General features: G+C 54.5%; 16 protein-coding genes. 4 read left to right on the forward strand and 12 right to left on the reverse strand.

The window, feature by feature from the left end:
• Positions 1-209 precede the first annotated feature (209 nt).
• A complete protein-coding gene (mltF, locus tag DDA898_RS15840; protein ID WP_038911696.1) occupies positions 210-1,667 on the forward strand; it encodes a membrane-bound lytic murein transglycosylase MltF in 1,458 nt (485 codons plus the stop codon).
• A gap of 3 nt (positions 1,668-1,670) precedes the next feature.
• On the opposite strand, the gene tadA is transcribed toward mltF, so the two are convergent.
• The 4 genes from tadA to DDA898_RS15860 all read right to left on the reverse strand — a co-directional run bounded on the left by tadA (position 1,671) and on the right by DDA898_RS15860 (position 4,313).
• The gene (gene tadA / locus DDA898_RS15845; RefSeq protein WP_038911697.1) at positions 1,671-2,174 is read right to left on the reverse strand and encodes a tRNA adenosine(34) deaminase TadA; all 504 of its coding nucleotides are present in this window, start codon (positions 2,172-2,174) and stop codon (positions 1,671-1,673) included.
• Positions 2,175-2,237: 63 nt separating this feature from the next.
• Complete coding sequence (yfhb, locus tag DDA898_RS15850) at positions 2,238-2,882, reverse strand: phosphatidylglycerophosphatase C (RefSeq protein ID WP_038901812.1); 645 nt, start codon at positions 2,880-2,882, stop codon at positions 2,238-2,240.
• Positions 2,883-2,919: 37 nt separating this feature from the next.
• Positions 2,920-3,843 (reverse strand): N-acetylmuramic acid 6-phosphate etherase, encoded by a 924-nt coding sequence (gene murQ / locus DDA898_RS15855; RefSeq protein WP_038901813.1) that lies wholly within the window; start codon positions 3,841-3,843, stop codon positions 2,920-2,922.
• A gap of 128 nt (positions 3,844-3,971) precedes the next feature.
• Positions 3,972-4,313 carry a tryptophan synthase subunit beta gene (locus tag DDA898_RS15860; RefSeq protein WP_033112002.1) on the reverse strand — a complete coding sequence of 114 codons (342 nt, stop codon included), beginning with the start codon at positions 4,311-4,313 and terminating at the stop codon, positions 3,972-3,974.
• A gap of 724 nt (positions 4,314-5,037) precedes the next feature.
• On the opposite strand from DDA898_RS15860, the gene DDA898_RS15870 reads away from it, so the two are divergent.
• Both DDA898_RS15870 and DDA898_RS15875 read left to right on the forward strand, forming a co-directional pair.
• Positions 5,038-7,224 carry a type I secretion system permease/ATPase gene (locus DDA898_RS15870; protein WP_038911699.1) on the forward strand — a complete coding sequence of 729 codons (2,187 nt, stop codon included), beginning with the start codon at positions 5,038-5,040 and terminating at the stop codon, positions 7,222-7,224.
• A complete protein-coding gene (locus DDA898_RS15875) occupies positions 7,211-8,056 on the forward strand; it encodes a beta-barrel domain-containing protein (protein WP_038911700.1) in 846 nt (281 codons plus the stop codon). The genes DDA898_RS15870 and DDA898_RS15875 overlap by 14 nt, the downstream gene beginning before the upstream one ends.
• 13 nt (positions 8,057-8,069) lie before the next feature.
• On the opposite strand, the gene DDA898_RS15880 is transcribed toward DDA898_RS15875, so the two are convergent.
• Together DDA898_RS15880 and pdeH are read right to left on the reverse strand one after the other, a co-directional pair.
• Positions 8,070-9,587: a sensor domain-containing protein gene (locus DDA898_RS15880; RefSeq protein WP_038666731.1), complete on the reverse strand. Its 1,518-nt coding sequence runs from the start codon at positions 9,585-9,587 to the stop codon at positions 8,070-8,072.
• Positions 9,588-10,363: 776 nt separating this feature from the next.
• Positions 10,364-11,155, reverse strand: a complete 792-nt coding sequence (pdeH, locus tag DDA898_RS15885) for a cyclic-guanylate-specific phosphodiesterase (protein WP_071604555.1) — start codon at positions 11,153-11,155, stop codon at positions 10,364-10,366.
• Positions 11,156-11,503: 348 nt separating this feature from the next.
• Here pdeH and DDA898_RS15890 point away from each other — a divergent pair, with 348 nt between their 5' ends.
• A complete protein-coding gene (locus tag DDA898_RS15890) occupies positions 11,504-11,764 on the forward strand; it encodes a YfhL family 4Fe-4S dicluster ferredoxin (protein ID WP_038911701.1) in 261 nt (86 codons plus the stop codon).
• 61 nt (positions 11,765-11,825) lie between these two features.
• Here the strand turns inward: DDA898_RS15890 and acpS are convergent, their stop codons facing one another.
• From acpS to lepB, 6 genes are all read right to left on the reverse strand, one after another.
• The gene (gene acpS / locus DDA898_RS15895) at positions 11,826-12,206 is read right to left on the reverse strand and encodes a holo-ACP synthase (RefSeq protein WP_013319004.1); all 381 of its coding nucleotides are present in this window, start codon (positions 12,204-12,206) and stop codon (positions 11,826-11,828) included.
• A complete protein-coding gene (pdxJ, locus tag DDA898_RS15900; protein WP_038911702.1) occupies positions 12,206-12,937 on the reverse strand; it encodes a pyridoxine 5'-phosphate synthase in 732 nt (243 codons plus the stop codon). Before pdxJ ends, acpS begins: the two co-directional genes overlap by 1 nt.
• 71 nt (positions 12,938-13,008) lie before the next feature.
• The gene (recO, locus tag DDA898_RS15905) at positions 13,009-13,743 is read right to left on the reverse strand and encodes a DNA repair protein RecO (RefSeq protein WP_013319006.1); all 735 of its coding nucleotides are present in this window, start codon (positions 13,741-13,743) and stop codon (positions 13,009-13,011) included.
• Between the two features lie 11 nt (positions 13,744-13,754).
• Positions 13,755-14,660 carry a GTPase Era gene (era, locus tag DDA898_RS15910; RefSeq protein WP_038911703.1) on the reverse strand — a complete coding sequence of 302 codons (906 nt, stop codon included), beginning with the start codon at positions 14,658-14,660 and terminating at the stop codon, positions 13,755-13,757.
• Positions 14,657-15,337, reverse strand: coding sequence for a ribonuclease III (gene rnc / locus DDA898_RS15915; RefSeq protein ID WP_013319008.1), 681 nt, complete (start codon positions 15,335-15,337; stop codon positions 14,657-14,659). The genes era and rnc overlap by 4 nt, the downstream gene beginning before the upstream one ends.
• Before the next feature lie 181 nt (positions 15,338-15,518).
• Positions 15,519-16,487: a signal peptidase I gene (gene lepB / locus DDA898_RS15920; protein WP_038911704.1), complete on the reverse strand. Its 969-nt coding sequence runs from the start codon at positions 16,485-16,487 to the stop codon at positions 15,519-15,521.
• Positions 16,488-16,501 lie beyond the last annotated feature (14 nt).

The raw sequence follows: 16,501 nt of genomic DNA on the forward strand, positions 1-16,501 counted from the left end.
CGCTATTATAGAGAATAGTGGCGCGCGACGAAACCGTTTGCGTAGCGATTGTTAAACATTGAGAGAACCTTGCGGTTAAACAGTAGACAAACTAATAACAGTTGCACACTGGCGGTTTGTTAAGCAAAATGCCCCCCGACTCTGGGACAGATGCATAAGAAACTGCCGTTACAGACAGACAGGCCAACCGGCCGCCGAGAGACAACTCATTGAAGCGTTTAACGATAAATTATGTTTTCATCGGGGTGATCGCTTTGCTGTTGACGCTGGCACTGTGGCCAAATATTCCCTGGCGCAGTCACCAGGATGTTCAGCTAAGGCAAATCCTTTCACGTGGCGAGCTGCGCATCAGCACCGTTACCTCTCCGCTGACCTATACGCTCAGCAACGGTTCCCCCACCGGACTGGACTACGAACTGGCCAAACGATTCGCCGACTACCTCGGCGTGCGGCTGGTGGTATCGGTGCGCCAAAACGTCGACGATCTGTTCAGCGATCTGGATAACGACAATGCCGACCTGCTGGCCGCCGGCCTGATTTATAACCGGGAGCGCCTGAGCCGTTTCCGGGCCGGTCCTTCCTATTATTCTGTGTCGCAGCAACTGGTCTATCGCATGGGTACGGCTCGCCCCAGCGCGCTGGACAAGTTACAGGGCAAACTGGCCGTATTGTCCGGCTCGGCGCACGCTGCGACGCTGCGCGATTTCAAAGCCGGTAAATACCCGCAACTGAGTTGGGAGGTCGCCACCGACTTGTCCGAACTGGACTTACTAAAGCAGGTGGCGGAAGGAAAACTGGATTACACCATCGCCGACTCAATCAACATCGGCCTGATGCAGCGTATTCACCCGCAGTTGGCGGTGTCGTTCGACCTCAGCGACGAAGAGCCGGTTACCTGGTATATGCGGCAAAACCATGACGATAGTCTCTCCGCCGCGCTGCTCGACTTCTTCAGTCAAACGATGGAAGACGGCACCCTCGCCCGTCTGGAAGAGAAATATCTCGGGCATGTCGGCGAGTTCGACTATGTGGATACCACTACCTTCCTCAGCGCCATCGACAATACGCTGCCGGGCCTGCGCCCACTGTTCGAGAAATACGCCAGAGAGATCGACTGGAAACTGCTGGCGGCCATTTCATATCAGGAATCGCACTGGAACCCGCTGGCGACCTCGCCGACCGGGGTGCGCGGCTTGATGATGCTAACCCGCAATACCGCTGACAGCCTGGATGTGGTGGACAGGCTCAACCCGGAAGAAAGCATCCGCGGCGGCGCCAGATACCTGAATCAGATGATGCAGCAGGTGCCGGCAACCATCCCGACGGACGAACGCATCTGGTTTGCGCTAGCCGCCTATAACATGGGGTACGCCCATATGATGGATGCCCGTAAACTGACGGAAAAACAGAAAGGCAATCCGGACAGTTGGGCCGACGTCAAGATACGTCTGCCGATGTTGAGCCAGAAACGCTATTACGCCCAGACCGCCAACGGTTACGCCCGCGGTCAGGAGGCTTACAACTACGTGGAAAACATCCGGCGCTACATGGTCAGCCTGGTCGGGTATCTCTCGGAGAAAGAAAGCCGGGCGTTGCAACAGCAACTGGCCGCCAGCGCTTACCCCGCCGTACCACCGGAACAGTTAACCGCCAATCCTTCCCGCTGACGCTCAGTCTGACGAATCGCGTTCTGCAGAGCGCGCGTCACGCTGCTGCTGGCGACGCATACGGAAAAAACGACTCAACAGCTCAGAACACTCATCCGCCAGAACCCCGTCGGTGATGACGATATGATGATTCATGCCCGGATGGCGCAGAATATCCACCAGTGAACCGGCCGCGCCGGTCTTGGCGTCGGCCGCGCCATACACCAGCCGGTTGATGCGGCTGTGGATCATGGCGCCGGCGCACATCACGCAGGGCTCCAGCGTAATGTACAGGGTGCTATCCAACAGGCGATAGTTTTGCAGCGCCTGTCCGCCCTGCTGTAACGCCATGATCTCTGCATGGGCGGTGGGATCATTCCGGCTAATCGGGCGATTCCAGCCTTCGCCGATGATCTTGTCTCCCCGCACCAGCACGGCGCCGACCGGCACCTCACCTGCGTCCCAGGCCCGTTGCGCCAGCGTCAATGCATGGCGCATCCAGAATTCATCATCCATTGGACTACTCATTATTCCTCTTGGCTTTCGCCCTCATCACGTGCGGCGCGCATTATACATGCCAGCGGCGGCGAATCATTCCAGTTGCTGCAGATGGCCGGCTGGCGTCACCCGCCAGCGCTGCGCACAGAAAAACAGGAGTGGATTATCCTGCTGGCTGTCGCTGTAACCGCTGTACAGCTCAAGCGGCGCGCCCAGCCGGCGCTCCATCTGCACCACTTTTTCATGCCCCAGACAGCGCAGGCTCAGTACCCAACCGCCCCAGCGCCGCGTCATCTGGCTGCCAATCAGCTGAACCCGAGGTAAAAACGGCGCATCGCCATAAACCTGTTCAACCAGCCGCTGCGGCGAACCGGTGACCAGCCAGACCTGCGACCGGTTGTCGGCCAGATAACGCTCCAGGCGCTGGTGAACCAAAGGGAAAGGGGTAACCCTTTGACGAAACCAGACCACAAACGCCTGCTCTAGTTGCCGCAGTCGCGATTCACGCCGCCCAGCCGTGATCGCCCACAGCAGCAGGCTAACCGGCCAGCGAGCGGCGCGGCCGTTTATCGCCAATCCTGCCGCCAGCAAAGGCAACAAAGGAACAATCAGCAGCACATTCAACGGCAAATGGCGGATCAAGAACCACAGGAAGCTGCCAAACAGGTCCTGACGATGCAAGGTGCCATCCAAATCGAAGAACACAACCCGCATGGCTGTCGGCGACGCGTTCAACATAGGCGCTCTCCGGTCGTTCGAGTTTGCGGCAACGGCATCACGTCCTCTCCACGCGCAACGCATCACGCAGATAGCCGCCTTTCCCAGCCAGCCGTTGTCTGGCCTGCTGCGCATCGCAACCGGTCACCACCATCACTATTGCCGGTTTAACCTCATAATCGGTCTGCGCCAGACACCGCTGCGCCGTTTCCCGATCAACGCCGGTGGCGTCCATCAGGATGCGACAGGCACGATCCGCCAGCTTCACGTTGGTGGCTTTCACATCCACCATCAGATTCTGGTACACCTTGCCCAGGCGCACCATCGCGCCGGTGGAAATCATGTTCAGCACCAGTTTTTGCGCCGTACCGGACTTCAGCCTGGTGGAACCGGTCAACACTTCCGGCCCCACCAGCGGAGAAATGGCGATCTCTGCGGCCTGTGCGATCGGCGAATGCGGGTTGCAGGAAATGGCGGCGGTACGGCAGCCCAGAGCACGCGCATAGCGCAAGCCGCCAATCACATAGGGGGTTCGCCCCGACGCGGCAAGACCGATCACCATGTCCTGAGAGGTTAGCGTCAGCGCGATCAAATCCGCTTCGCCTAACGCCGGGTCATCTTCCGCGCCTTCAACCGCCTTCAGTAAGGCGCCGGGGCCGCCGGCAATCAACCCCACCACCAATCCATGCGGCACACCAAAGGTGGGTGGGCATTCCGACGCATCCAGCACCCCCAGACGGCCGCTGGTGCCGGCCCCCAGATAAATCATCCGTCCGCCGGCCTTCAGGCAGCCTGCCGCGGCATCCACAGCCTGAGCTATCGCCGGTAAAACCTCGCGGATCGCCTCCGGTACCCGGTGGTCCTCCTGATTGAACAATGACACCATCTCCAGCGTGGACAGTTGATCCAGATTCATCGACGCCGGGTTACGTGTTTCCGACACCAGCGCGCCGAAATCGATACTTTTTTCGTCTTTTATCATTATTCAGTCGCCTTGCTCATCAGGCTGCGTCGATCGCCGGCAACCGGCGCACAGGTAACGCACTGCCGAACCAATAAAAAACGGCTTGCAAGGTAACTGGCAAGCCGTTTTGTCAGTACTTCTCGACATCAGAATATTTTGTCCTCATCTTCGCGGATTAGCGAATCCAGATCGCCCAGCGCTTCACGCGCTTGTGCCCGGTTGATGAGTTTAAGCTGTGCTGCCGCCGGGAAATCCGTGATGTTAATCTGACCTTTGGTGATCAACACCTGAATCAGATCTTCCAGTACACGCACCATTTCCAGATCGCTGCTGCGCAGTCGCTCGATGTTAGCCAGAATGGCTTGTTGATTATTCAGCCATGCCATTGCTTCAACAGAACCATCCGGCAGTTCGCCGTTCATTTCGGGAAACGGCGTTTCTTCTACCCTGATGAGATGGCCGTTGCTGTCACGCAAAATATAAAACATACCAAGTCCCTTTTTTATTTGCAAAAGAGAACTCACCCGGCAAGGTGGTTCTCTATTCCTGATTAGGATTTCATCTGTTACCGCGCACGGCAACCGTATGTCCGGCTGGGAGAGGACGACGACGCAACACGTCTCAACGCACACGTACGCATCTGCCAGAGAGCACAAACATCGGAAACCCATCGTCTCCATCCGCTCCGGATGACACGCCGATGCCGATGCACCGCCAGCCATCCACGGGGTGGAATCAGTGCCGCCACGCGGGCGTAATGCCGCACGACAAGGCCTGAACAAGCTCGCATCCCTCACCGCCACATCACGTCAGGCCATCTGCCAGCATGGCATTTTCACCACCGCCGGGCAAGCTATCCACGTGATTCTCTGCCAAATCTCCGCGTTTTACGGCGGGTTGAATCGCATGCAGAGTATTATTAGCTTACTGATTACCAAACGTATTATGTCGTATCAAAATGTCAGTTATATTGACCGTCATAGATGATTTTCAAGCAGAGCGGAGCGACGGGACGGCCTCAAACCCGGCATAGTTCTGACAGGCGGCCTTGAAATGAAAGGTTGCGTCCGGCAAGGTTCGCCATGAATAATGCTTGCCAGTCAAAACCTGAAAAAACAACAAAATCAGGCCATATTGCTCACTTTTTTCTATTTTTTATCTGTGATCGCGTTGCCTGCAGGCGGTCACGATGGCTAAGGAACGCGCAGCGACATGAATACACACCATGAGCAGCCACCGAGCGGCGAGGAATATCATCATTCCCCGCAACATCAGGATCCCCGCATCCGCCATGATGACCCCTTGCTTGACAGCCTGTTGGTGCTGTGTCGGCTGCAGGGAAAACCGACCAGCCGCGCCACGCTGACTGCGGGGTTGCCGCTTGAAGACCTGCGCTTGCCCGCCAGTCTGTTGCCGCGCGCCGCGGCACGCGCCGGTTTGCGGGCCCGGATACTCAAACGCTCGCTGAACGCCATCCCGGCGATGTCAATGCCCGCCATGCTGTTGCTGCGTGAAGGTCGCGCCGCTATCCTGCTGGGCTGGACGGCGGACGGCAGCGCCCGTCTGATGACCGGTGAAACCGAAGGTGGAGAAATCACGGTCGACCATAATACCTTGCAACAAAACTATCTGGGGCTGGTGATGTTCGCCCAGTCGGCCCATCGCTTCGAAGCCTCGCCGACGGCCTTGCTGCCGCACGGCAAAACCTGGCTCCGGGACACGCTGAGACTGTCGCGCAGTCTACATCTGGATGCCGTGGCCGCCAGCCTGCTGATTAATATCATCGCGCTGTTTGTCCCGCTGTTCGTCATGCAGGTCTACGATCGGGTAATCCCCAATCAAACCACTACCACCTTGTGGGTGCTGGCCTCCGGCGTTGGCATTGCTCTGATCTTTGAGCTTGTACTGCGGATACTACGCAGTATTTGCGTCGATATCGCCGGGAAAAAGACCGACCTTATCCTTTCAGCCACCTTGTTTGAACGCCTGACCGGCATGATGCTGTCGGCCTTTCCGGCTCGGACCGGCGCGGTGGCGCATCGAGTGCGGGAATTTCAGGCATTGCGCGACACGTTATCGTCGCTGACGCTGGGTACGCTGATCGACTTTCCGTTCGCGCTGCTGATGCTGATTCTGCTCGGCATGCTGGGTGGTCCGCTGGTCTGGATACCGTTGCTGACGCTGCCTCTGGTACTGCTGATCAACGGGCTGCTGCAAAAGCCGATCACGACAGCGCTGACCCTTTCCCGACGTCTGACTGACGAACGGCAGGCGCTGCTGACCGAGACGCTGGGCGGGCTGGATATCATCAAAATTAATAATGCGGAAGGCGAGCGTCAGCACCAGTGGGAACAAATCAGCGGCGACATCAGCCGGCTGGACTCGCGGGTGAAAACACTATCGTCCATCGCCACCCATCTGACGCAATCATGTCAGCATCTCGCCGGCATTGCAGTGATTGTCTCTGGAGTATATCTGCTGCCGGACGGCCAGCTAACCCTGGGCACGCTGTTCGCCTGCTACCTGCTCAACAGTCGGGCGCTGATGACGCTGGGGCCGCTGTCCGAGCTGTTTACCCGTTATCAGCAGGCGCGACTGACGCTGGAAGAAACCCGTCATCTGATGGAGTTACCGCAGGAACGGGGCGAACAGCCCTACCCTCTGAAACGGGAAAGCATTCAGGGTAGCATCGAGTTTCGCGATGTCACCTTCCGCTACCCGGAGCAGAAAAATCGCGCCCTGATTGATATTAACCTGTCGATCCGCCCCGGCGAAAAAGTCGGCATTATCGGCCGTACCGGTTCCGGTAAAAGTTCTCTGGAAAAGCTGATCGTCAACCTGTATCAGCCGACCAACGGCAACCTACTGATCGACGGCATAGACGCCCGTCAGCTCGATATCGCCGATGTGCGTCACCACATCGGCTATGTGCCGCAGGATATTCAGCTATTCAGCGGCACGCTGCGGGACAACCTGATTTGCGGCGCCCGCTATGTAGAAGACGACGCGATGCTGCGCGTGGCGGATATTGCCGGCGTGAACGATTTCGCCCGGTTGCACCCGGACGGTTATAACCTGCAGGTTGGTGAACGTGGCATGCAACTGTCTGGCGGTCAGCGGCAAGCGGTCGCCATCGCGCGCGCGCTGCTGCTTGATCCGCCGATTCTGGTGATGGATGAACCCACCAGCGCCATGGACAACAGCAGCGAAGACCGGTTTAAGCAGGCTCTGCAAACCTACATCGCCAACAGAACGCTGCTGCTGGTGACGCACCGGGTTTCCATGCTGACGCTGGTCGATCGACTAGTGATCGTGGACAAAGGGCGCATTATCGCCGATGGTCCCAAAGCCATCGTGCTGGATGCATTAAAGAAGGGGCAGATCAATGCGTCTCGCTAAATTCGTACAACATCTCAACGCGTATTTCTCCAGCCACCACCAGTCGGATCCTCAGGCGTTGCCGGACGTTGGACGGGCGCTGGTGGAAGATACGCCCCGCCTCATTCGGCTGTCGATCTGGATCATGCTGGCTTTCGCAGTCTTTCTGGTCGGCTGGGCGGCGGTTGCCGAAATTGATGAAGTCGTGCACGTGACAGGGAAAACGATCAGTCAATCGCAGCGCTATCGGGTACAGGCGCAGGAAACGGGCGAACTCAGCGACATGTATATCCGCGAGGGGCAAATCGTCAACATCGGCGAACCGCTGATGCGGCTGGAGCATATCCAGCCTTCCAATACGAGCGCCGACGCCAGTGAAAACAAGGCGGATAAGCTGTCGCTGGTGGTGTCTCCCGTGCGGGGCATCATCAGATACATTCTGGTCGATGCCGCTACTGGTAAAATCTCTCCCGGCCGTACGCTGGTGGAAATCACGCCGCTGGATGACAAGCTGCTGATAGAAGCGCGGGTCAGGCTGCAAGATATGGCGTATTTGCGCCCCGGACAGGAAGCAATGATGACGTTCACCGCATATGACGACGCTACACTTGGCGGGCTGAAAGGTTATATCGACCAGATTAGTCAGGATATGGTGACCGATCAGGCCGGCAATAGCTTTTATCTTGTGCGGTTGCGTACGGAGAAAAACTATCTGGGGAATATCGACAAGCCGCTGCTGATTCTTCCCGGCATGGTCGCCAATGTGAATATCATTACCGGCAGAAAGACATTACTCAGCTATCTGCTGAAACCGATTCGGCAAGCCCGGGCGGAAGCCCTGCGGGAAAGATAACACGAATCGGCGTTTACTGGTGGGTATTCAAATCATGATAGATCTGAGTCTGGCTTCGTCCCAATGCCTTCGCCTGATACATCGCCGCGTCGGCATTGATAGCCAGCGTCAGCGAATCCGTACCGTGTTCCGGATACAGCGCAATCCCGATGCTGCATGAAATATCCAGCTTCTTGCCTTCAATATAGAAAGGTTCATTGAGGGCATGGTGGATCTTGTCCGCGACATACAATGTATTCTCGACCTCTTTGATCCCCTGCAGCAAGATGATGAATTCGTCGCCGCTACGGCGATATACCGTGTCTGTTTCACGCACAGCGCCTCGCATACGCGCCGCGGCTTCCTTCAACAGCAAATCCCCGGTCGCATGGCCGAAGGTATCGTTAATCTGCTTGAACTTATCCAGGTCGAGGAACATTAACGCGATCTTGCGGTGGGTCTGGCGAGACAGTTGAATCGCCTGCTCCATTTGCTCGGCGAAAGTCAACCCGTTGGCCAGTGAAGTCAGGGAGTCGTAATGCGCCAGCTGTCGGTAGTGCTCTTCACTGCGACGCAACATATCAATCGCCCGATAACGTTCGATCGCCACCGCCACCAGTTGCGCTGATTTCTCAATCGAAGCGATTTCGTCCTCTGTCGGGGAATAAACCTTACGGTGATAAACGCTCAGCACCCCAAGAATTTCCTTGTTCTGCCCGAAAATGGGTTCAGACCAGCAGGAGCGCAAGCCGGCATACAACGCCAGGCCCTTATACAGCGCCCAATGGGGATGGGTGGAAATGTCTTCCGCAATAACGCGCTTGCCGGAGTAGGCGGCCGAGCCGAACGAAGCCGCGCCATCGGCAATCTTCACATTATGAATAGCATTCTTGTAAAAACCGGGCAGGCTGGGAGCCGAACCAAGGGTCAGACACTTCTTCTCCTTGTCGACCAACAGCACGGAGCAGACAATTCTTCCGGGGTTTTTCTCCTCGACGCTGAAGATGATCGCATCCAGAATATCCTTCAGCGGCGCGCCGCTCGACAGCAGCTCCAGCGCACGGTTGTAGGAATTGTCATGGTGCTCCTGAGTCTTACGCTCAGTGATATCCATTTTTATGCTGACATACTGAACCGCATCGCTGGCTTTATTATATATTTTGACGATACTGGCTTTTTCCCAATATAACTGTCCGTTTTTCTTACGGTTAATAAACTCGCCGTTCCAAATTTCGCCTTTATTCAGGGTGGACCACAGTTCCTCATACACGCTAGCGTTGGTCATGCCGGAACTTAATATATTCGTCTTGCGCCCGATCACTTCTTCCGCTTCATAACCCGACATCACGGTGAACTGCCGGTTCACGTACACGATTTCACAGCTTTCATTAGCGATCATAATGGATGAGGGGCTGTATTCGGCGGCGAAGAACACCATGTTCAGGAAGTCCTGCTTTTTTTGTTCCGCGTTAGCTTTTTCCTGGAATTTGCGGCTCCTTGCAGAAGAAATCCCTAAGAGTACTATTAATAGGGTTATTATAATTTCATACACAATAACACTCTCCTCAGGCCCGGAACGGTCCTGATCGAACAAATCGCATCACTGAAGACGAAAAATCCCGGTAATAACTCCCCTCGTCTGGATTTTCAGGGTTGGCACATTTCCGGAGAGTAGAAAGGATGAATGAGAAAACTATCCAGCTCTGCAGGACAGGTTCATAGCCATAAAAACGACAGCATAAAGCCTCCATTATATCGCCGTGTGCAGACCTAAATAATAGAATCAAGAGAATTAGCTTAATCAGTTATATTAATGATAGTTATAGACATAAGCCTGGCTAATATTTTGATACAGCTCTTTACAGATTTCGTAGCGCAGTATTTTGACTATCAATTTTTCGTAAGCAAATCAATTATACCGATAAGTCCCACCATTTTAATCAAAAATAACTATCATCAGTCGCTTTTTGATCGTTGGTGACAAACATTTATTTTTTTGTCTTTATAAATCAATCAATTAAAACAATAAAATCAACCAGTTCTTTCTCTTATGATTGCTGTTTTTTTAGACTGTCATCACAGTTTACTTGTTCAGCAAACAGAACCTCGGCCACATAAAACACTATATTTGTATAAAAAACAAGGCATAAAAAATGAAAAAACCATGACTAGCAATCTAATCATTTATTTTATACTGTATATTGATAGAGTATGAATTTTTCTTTTACCCTCAACGCTCTGGTGAGAACGACGGCGGGTTTCTAGGGGGGGCTGAATGCATTGCACACCTGGGTAAAAGCAACAAAGCAGGCATAACAGAAGGGATGATTACAACTCGGAACGAAGATCGTCCAGATTTTCAAACGGTTGAGGTCGTGACAAGAAATACCCCTGGGCTGCCGAGGCATTAGATTGTCTGACAATTTCCCACTCTTCTTTAGTTTCAACCCCTTCAATGACGACATCATTACAGTAAGTGGCAATCAGCGTGACCAGTGACGGAAACAGCTGCCGCCCCTCTTCGCTCTTGAGCAACATAATGAAAAGCTCGCGGGCAATCTTGATGCAGTCATACCTTGCCGGCGCCAGCGAGGAGAAATTCGCCACGCCGCAGCCAAAATCATCCAGCCAGAGCTGCCCCGCTTCGGGCAATGTCGCCAGCGTATCGTGAGGCAAAACAGCCAGGCTTTCAACCAGTTCAAAACGCAACCAAGGCATGGTCGCCAGCAGTTTTTTGGCTTTAAGGTTTTCCTGCAGCGCCAGCAATGTCAATCCATCAATATTGACGGATGCGCGCAGTCCATCCTGGACAAAACGGTCATGCCACCGGCTCAGTAACTGCAATTGTTCAATAACGATATTTAAGCGTTCTTCGACATTAAGGCGGGCAAAGTAGTGTTCGGGAGATAAAAACTTCTGCGGCATGGACGGGTGAAAAACGGCAGTCAGCAATTCAATTCCCATTAGGCGACCGGAAGTACGGTAAATGGGTTGGAATCTGTACCGCCTGTGGCAGCTGTGCCAGTAATCAGCGTCTGCAAACTGTGCCTCCCCGGTGATGGAGACTTCAGAGCCGGGCTGATTAAAGTGACTATTTTGCTGCACTATATGTTCCGCCATTGAAGGATATGCTTACGAATAAAAGTATACCACATGCATACATGAGTTTATCGACCTTGCCCTGACAATCTTTATCCAGGTCAACTGTAATGCGAGTTACAGTACAAAGCGAATATGACGGACACATTGCATGGGAATTTTTGTTTTTTTATATCAAAAAGCTATGAAAAATTATGCATTACAATCGCATAATAGTGATTAATGTCTTCGTCGTATAGTCTCTCAATCAAACGAATAGGCTATTTTTTTTAGCCCTTCTCCGCCTGCACCGTTTATGACGCAACCAGACTGTGTAACCGGCTCACAGAAGAGTATAATCGGCGGCTGATTTAGGAAAGGAAAGAAAACATGGCGCTGCTGATTACCGCGAAATGCATTAACTGCGATATGTGTGAGCCGGAATGCCCCAATCAGGCGATATCAATGGGGGACGAGATCTATGAAATTGACCCCTTACGCTGTACCGAGTGCGTCGGGCACTACGATACGCCGACCTGCCAGAAGGTCTGCCCGATAGACAACACCATTATCAAAGACACCAACCACCAGGAAAACCACGATCAACTGTGGGAAAAATTTGTTCTGATGCACCATGCCGATCAACTGTAATTGCCGATCAATCATAATCGTCGATCAATCGTAATATCGGCCGGCCCGGTGCCGCCCAATTCTAATTTTCAATAATTACGGTAGCGCAGGCGTAGTGACGCTCATCCGCCAGCGAAACATGCACGTGCCGAACGCCCATTGTCTCGGCCAGTTCGGCGGCACGCGCCAGAAACCGTAAGCACGGTTTGCCCAGCGAATCATTCGCCACTTCGAATTGCGCAAAGGCCAGGCCATCGCGAATACCGGTGCCAAACGCCTTGGCGGCGGCCTCTTTGACCGCAAAACGCTTGGCCAGAAACCGCACCGGCTGTGAATGAGCCTGATACTGCAACCATTCCTGATCGCTGAGCACCCGTCGGGCAAGACGATCACCGGAACGACCGGTGATCGCTTCAATACGGGCAATTTCGACGATATCCGTGCCGAGTCCCAAAATCGCCATCAGCGGCGGGCTTCCCGCATCAGAGTTTTCATTTCCGCCACCGCCGACGCCAGACCGCTCATCACTGCGCGCCCGATAATGGCGTGACCAATATTCAGTTCGTGCATTTCCGGCAGCGCCGCAATCGGCTGGACATTATGATAGGTCAGGCCATGACCGGCGTTGACCTTGATGCCCCGGCTCGCAGCATAGGCCGCCGCGTCACGGATACGCTCAAATTCCTGCTGCCGGGCAGCATCGGTTTGTGCATCAGCATAAGCGCCGGTATGGATTTCAATATAAGGCGCTCCGCTGGCTACCGCAGCATCAATCTGGGTACGGTCGGCGTCGATAAACAGCGACACCTGAATACCAGCCTGGCGCAGTTGCGTTACCGCCGCGGTAATGCGATCGAGCTGACCGGCCACATCAAGCCCGCCTTCCGTCGTCACTTCCTGCCGTTTTTCCGGCACCAGACAACAAAAATGCGGCTTCAGTTCGCAGGCTATCGCCAGCATTTCATCCGTTACCGCCATCTCCAGATTCATACGGGTCTGGATGGTCTGGCGCAGCAGGCGTACATCGCGATCGGTAATATGACGTCGATCTTCACGCAGGTGTACGGTGATACCGTCCGCTCCTGCCTGTTCCGCCACAAATGCCGCCTGTACCGGATCGGGATACGCCGTGCCACGAGCATTACGCAGGGTGGCGATATGGTCAATATTTACGCCCAACAACAACTCAGCCATGATCCATCCTTCAACAATAAATGACCGCCGCAGTGTACACCCCGGCTGCACATGACGATACCCTGCCGGTACTAGATCTTGCCGTCCGGCGCCGCCTTATAGGGTTTTGGTATAAATTGCCGAAATAGTTCCCGGCTTTTCAGCGGCTTGCCGCCAAGGTAGGGTTTCAGCGCCATACGGGTAAAACGCTTGGCGGCACGCAGGGTATCGATGTCGGGAAACTCCCTTGACGCCAGCGCCTGCAGCTCGCGCCCGGTGAAACTGACGTTATCCACCACCAGGCTGGCAATAAAGCCTTTTTCCGCCCGATAACGGTAAGTCATGGTATCGGCAACCGGTTCGCCGCTGCCGGCACAGTGCAGGAAATCCACGCCGTAACCGAGATGCTCCAGCAGCGCCAGTTCGAAGCGGCGCAAGGCTGGCTCAGGCGAGCCGCTGGCGGCAGCCAACTGTTGCAGACAATGGAGATAATCGAAAAACAGCGCGGAATAGTCGGTTTCCAGTTCCAGCACCCGCGTCAGCAACTCGTTTACGTACAAGCCGCTGTATAACAACGGACCGCTCAGCGGTAACGCCAGAGAAACCGGTTCGGCATTGCGCAGGGTTTTGACTTCGCCGCGCCCGCCCCACCGCACCAGCAACGGCGTAAAAGGCTGGAGAGCACCTTTGAGACTGGAGCGCCGCGCCCGGGCACCTTTCGCCAGCACCCGCACGCGGCCTTCATTTTCAGAAAACAGATCCAGCAGCAAGCTGGTTTCGCTGTAAGGTCGCCCATGCAAGACAAACGCGCGCTGCCAGCCTTCCATCGGCGCACACCTTACAGATCGTCGATATAACCCAGGCTGCGCAGCGCACGTTCATCGTCTGCCCAGCCAGATTTAACCTTCACCCACAGTTCCAGATGAACTTTGGCCTCGAACATCTGTTCCATGTCCTGACGCGCTTCGATGCCGATGGTTTTAATCTTGGTGCCTTTGTTGCCAATCACCATCTTCTTCTGGCCTTCACGCTCCACCAGAATCAGGCCATTGATATCGTAACCGCCACGCTCATTGGTAACGAAACGCTCGATTTCCACCGTAACCGAATACGGCAATTCTTCGCCCAGAAAACGCATCAGCTTTTCGCGAATAATTTCCGACGCCATGAAACGCTGTGAACGGTCGGTAATATAGTCTTCCGGGAAATGGTGAATGGCCTGCGGCAGATGTTTGCGCACAATCGCGGCGATGGTATCGACGTTAGTCCCCTTCTCCGCGGAGATCGGCACCACATCGAGGAAATTCATCTTTTCGCTCAACATCTGGATATGCGGCAGCAATTTGGTTTTGTCCGCCACGTTATCCACTTTGTTGATGGCCAACAGCACCGGCGTTTTTTGGTCGCGCAGCTTGTTCACCACCATTTCGTCATCGTCTGTCCAGTGGGTACCTTCCACGACAAAGATGATCAATTCCACATCGCCGATCGAGCTGCTGGCCGCACGGTTCATCAAACGGTTGATGGCGCGCTTTTCTTCAATGTGCAACCCGGGTGTATCCACATAAATAGCCTGATACGGCCCTTCGGTATGGATACCCATAATACGGTGACGCGTCGTCTGCGGCTTACGAGAGGTAATGGACACCTTCTGCCCCAGCAGTTGGTTCAGTAAGGTGGATTTACCGACGTTCGGCCGGCCAACAATCGCGACAAAGCCGCAGTAGGTTTGTTCTTCGCTCATTCAAGCTCCAGCTTTTTCAGGGCCTGTTCCGCCGCAGCCTGTTCAGCTTTACGACGGCTTGACCCGGTACCCACTACCGGCTCGCTAAACCCGCTGACCTGGCAATGAATGGTAAATTCCTGATCGTGCGCCTCGCCACGCACCTGCACCACCAGATAGGTAGGCAACGGCAGATGGCGTCCCTGCAGGAATTCCTGCAGGCGGGTTTTCGGATCTTTTTGCTTGTCGCCCGGGCTAATCTCATCCAGACGGGTCTGGTACCACTGCAGAATCAGCCGCTCGACGGTCTGGATATTGCTGTCCAGAAACACGCCGCCAATCAACGCTTCCACGGTATCCGCCAGAATCGACTCACGGCGAAAACCGCCGCTTTTCAATTCACCGGGACCAAGACGCAGGCACTCGCCCAGTTCAAACTCTCGGGCAATCTCCGCCAGCGTATTACCGCGCACCAGCGTAGCGCGCATCCGGCTCATGTCGCCTTCGTCAACACGCGGAAAACGGTGATAGAGCGCATTGGCTATAACAAAACTCAGAATGGAATCCCCCAGGAACTCCAGCCGTTCGTTATGTTTACTGCTGGCGCTACGGTGAGTCAGCGCCTGCAATAAAAGGTCATATTGTTGGAAAGTATAGCCCAGCTTTTTTTGTAAACGATTTATCAGGATGGGATTCATGTGCTACCAATAGATCTATAATGCCTTTTTAAACAACAGCATACGGAACAGCCCTGCCCTTGCCACTAAAAAGTCAAAACTGTTTCGTTTGCAGTGGCTCCCGCCCGGGAGCCAGCATTTATTATTCAGAAATATTCTACAACGGAAGTCGCAAATATGCTGCGAGTTTATTTACATTCAATTAATGAATTCCACCGATACGGCTTAAACGCACACCGGTAGGCCATTCACCTTCCTGTTTTTCAAAACTCATCCAGATAGCTGTCGCCTTACCCACCAGATTACGCTCCGGCACAAATCCCCAATATCGGCTGTCCGCGCTGTTATCGCGGTTATCGCCCATCATGAAGTAGTGACCGGCTGGAACCACCCAAGACCCTAACGACTGGCGCATCTGCTGGTAATAAAGCCCCAGTTGATCCTGAGCGCCCGGTACGGTGAGGATGTTGTGAGTGACCTCGCCCAACGTTTCCTTGCGAACAGCCATACGGATGCCTTCACTTTTCTGACCAACCGGAATCTGGTAGAAACCGCTGGTCATCTCGCGCCCGGTTCCGCTGAATGTCTGTACGAAATCGCTGGGCTCCACATTGCTGTAAGTCACCGGCAAAGCGCTGCCGCAGCTCGGTTTGTCGCCGCACCCCGGCTGAATGGTGACCTGCTTGGCGATCGGGTCGTAACTGACGCGATCCCCCGGCAGGCCTACGACACGCTTGATGTAGTCCAAACGCGGATTTTCAGGGTATTTGAATACCGCGATATCGCCGCGTTTCGGGTGCCCGGTTTCAATCAAGGTTGTCTGGGTTATCGGATCCTTGATGCCGTAAGCAAATTTTTCGACCAGAATGAAATCCCCGATCAACAGCGTCGACATCATCGAGCCGGAAGGGATCTGAAACGGTTCGAAAATGAATGAACGCACCACAAACACCAGCGCCAGCACAGGGAAAACCGACGCAAATGTTTCGATCCAGCCCGGCTGCTTGATACTGTGCGCCAGCGTTTTCTCGTCGACAGCCCCATTAACCTGCTGGCTCAGCGCGGAAATCTTGGCACGCCGCGCTGGCGCCCATTTGAACCGTTCCAGACACCAGACAATGCCGGTCACCAGCGTTGCCAATGCCAAAATCAGGGCAAACATATTGGCCATGCCAACTCCTCAGG

This window comes from Dickeya dadantii NCPPB 898, from assembly GCF_000406145.1.
Taxonomy (GTDB): Bacteria; Pseudomonadota; Gammaproteobacteria; order Enterobacterales; family Enterobacteriaceae; genus Dickeya; species Dickeya dadantii.

Excerpts from the sequence above, each read along its gene's own strand:
- tadA (WP_038911697.1), bottom strand. The coding sequence starts at position 2,174 with ATGAGTAGTCCAATGGATGATGAATTCTGGATGCGCCATGCATTGACG.
- yfhb (WP_038901812.1), bottom strand. The coding sequence starts at position 2,882 with ATGTTGAACGCGTCGCCGACAGCCATGCGGGTTGTGTTCTTCGATTTG.
- murQ (WP_038901813.1), bottom strand. The coding sequence starts at position 3,843 with ATGATAAAAGACGAAAAAAGTATCGATTTCGGCGCGCTGGTGTCGGAA.
- DDA898_RS15860 (WP_033112002.1), bottom strand. The coding sequence starts at position 4,313 with ATGTTTTATATTTTGCGTGACAGCAACGGCCATCTCATCAGGGTAGAA.
- DDA898_RS15870 (WP_038911699.1), top strand. The coding sequence starts at position 5,038 with ATGAATACACACCATGAGCAGCCACCGAGCGGCGAGGAATATCATCAT.
- DDA898_RS15875 (WP_038911700.1), top strand. The coding sequence starts at position 7,211 with ATGCGTCTCGCTAAATTCGTACAACATCTCAACGCGTATTTCTCCAGC.
- pdeH (WP_071604555.1), bottom strand. The coding sequence starts at position 11,155 with ATGGCGGAACATATAGTGCAGCAAAATAGTCACTTTAATCAGCCCGGC.
- DDA898_RS15890 (WP_038911701.1), top strand. The coding sequence starts at position 11,504 with ATGGCGCTGCTGATTACCGCGAAATGCATTAACTGCGATATGTGTGAG.
- acpS (WP_013319004.1), bottom strand. The coding sequence starts at position 12,206 with ATGGCGATTTTGGGACTCGGCACGGATATCGTCGAAATTGCCCGTATT.
- pdxJ (WP_038911702.1), bottom strand. The coding sequence starts at position 12,937 with ATGGCTGAGTTGTTGTTGGGCGTAAATATTGACCATATCGCCACCCTG.
- recO (WP_013319006.1), bottom strand. The coding sequence starts at position 13,743 with ATGGAAGGCTGGCAGCGCGCGTTTGTCTTGCATGGGCGACCTTACAGC.
- era (WP_038911703.1), bottom strand. The coding sequence starts at position 14,660 with ATGAGCGAAGAACAAACCTACTGCGGCTTTGTCGCGATTGTTGGCCGG.
- rnc (WP_013319008.1), bottom strand. The coding sequence starts at position 15,337 with ATGAATCCCATCCTGATAAATCGTTTACAAAAAAAGCTGGGCTATACT.
- lepB (WP_038911704.1), bottom strand. The coding sequence starts at position 16,487 with ATGGCCAATATGTTTGCCCTGATTTTGGCATTGGCAACGCTGGTGACC.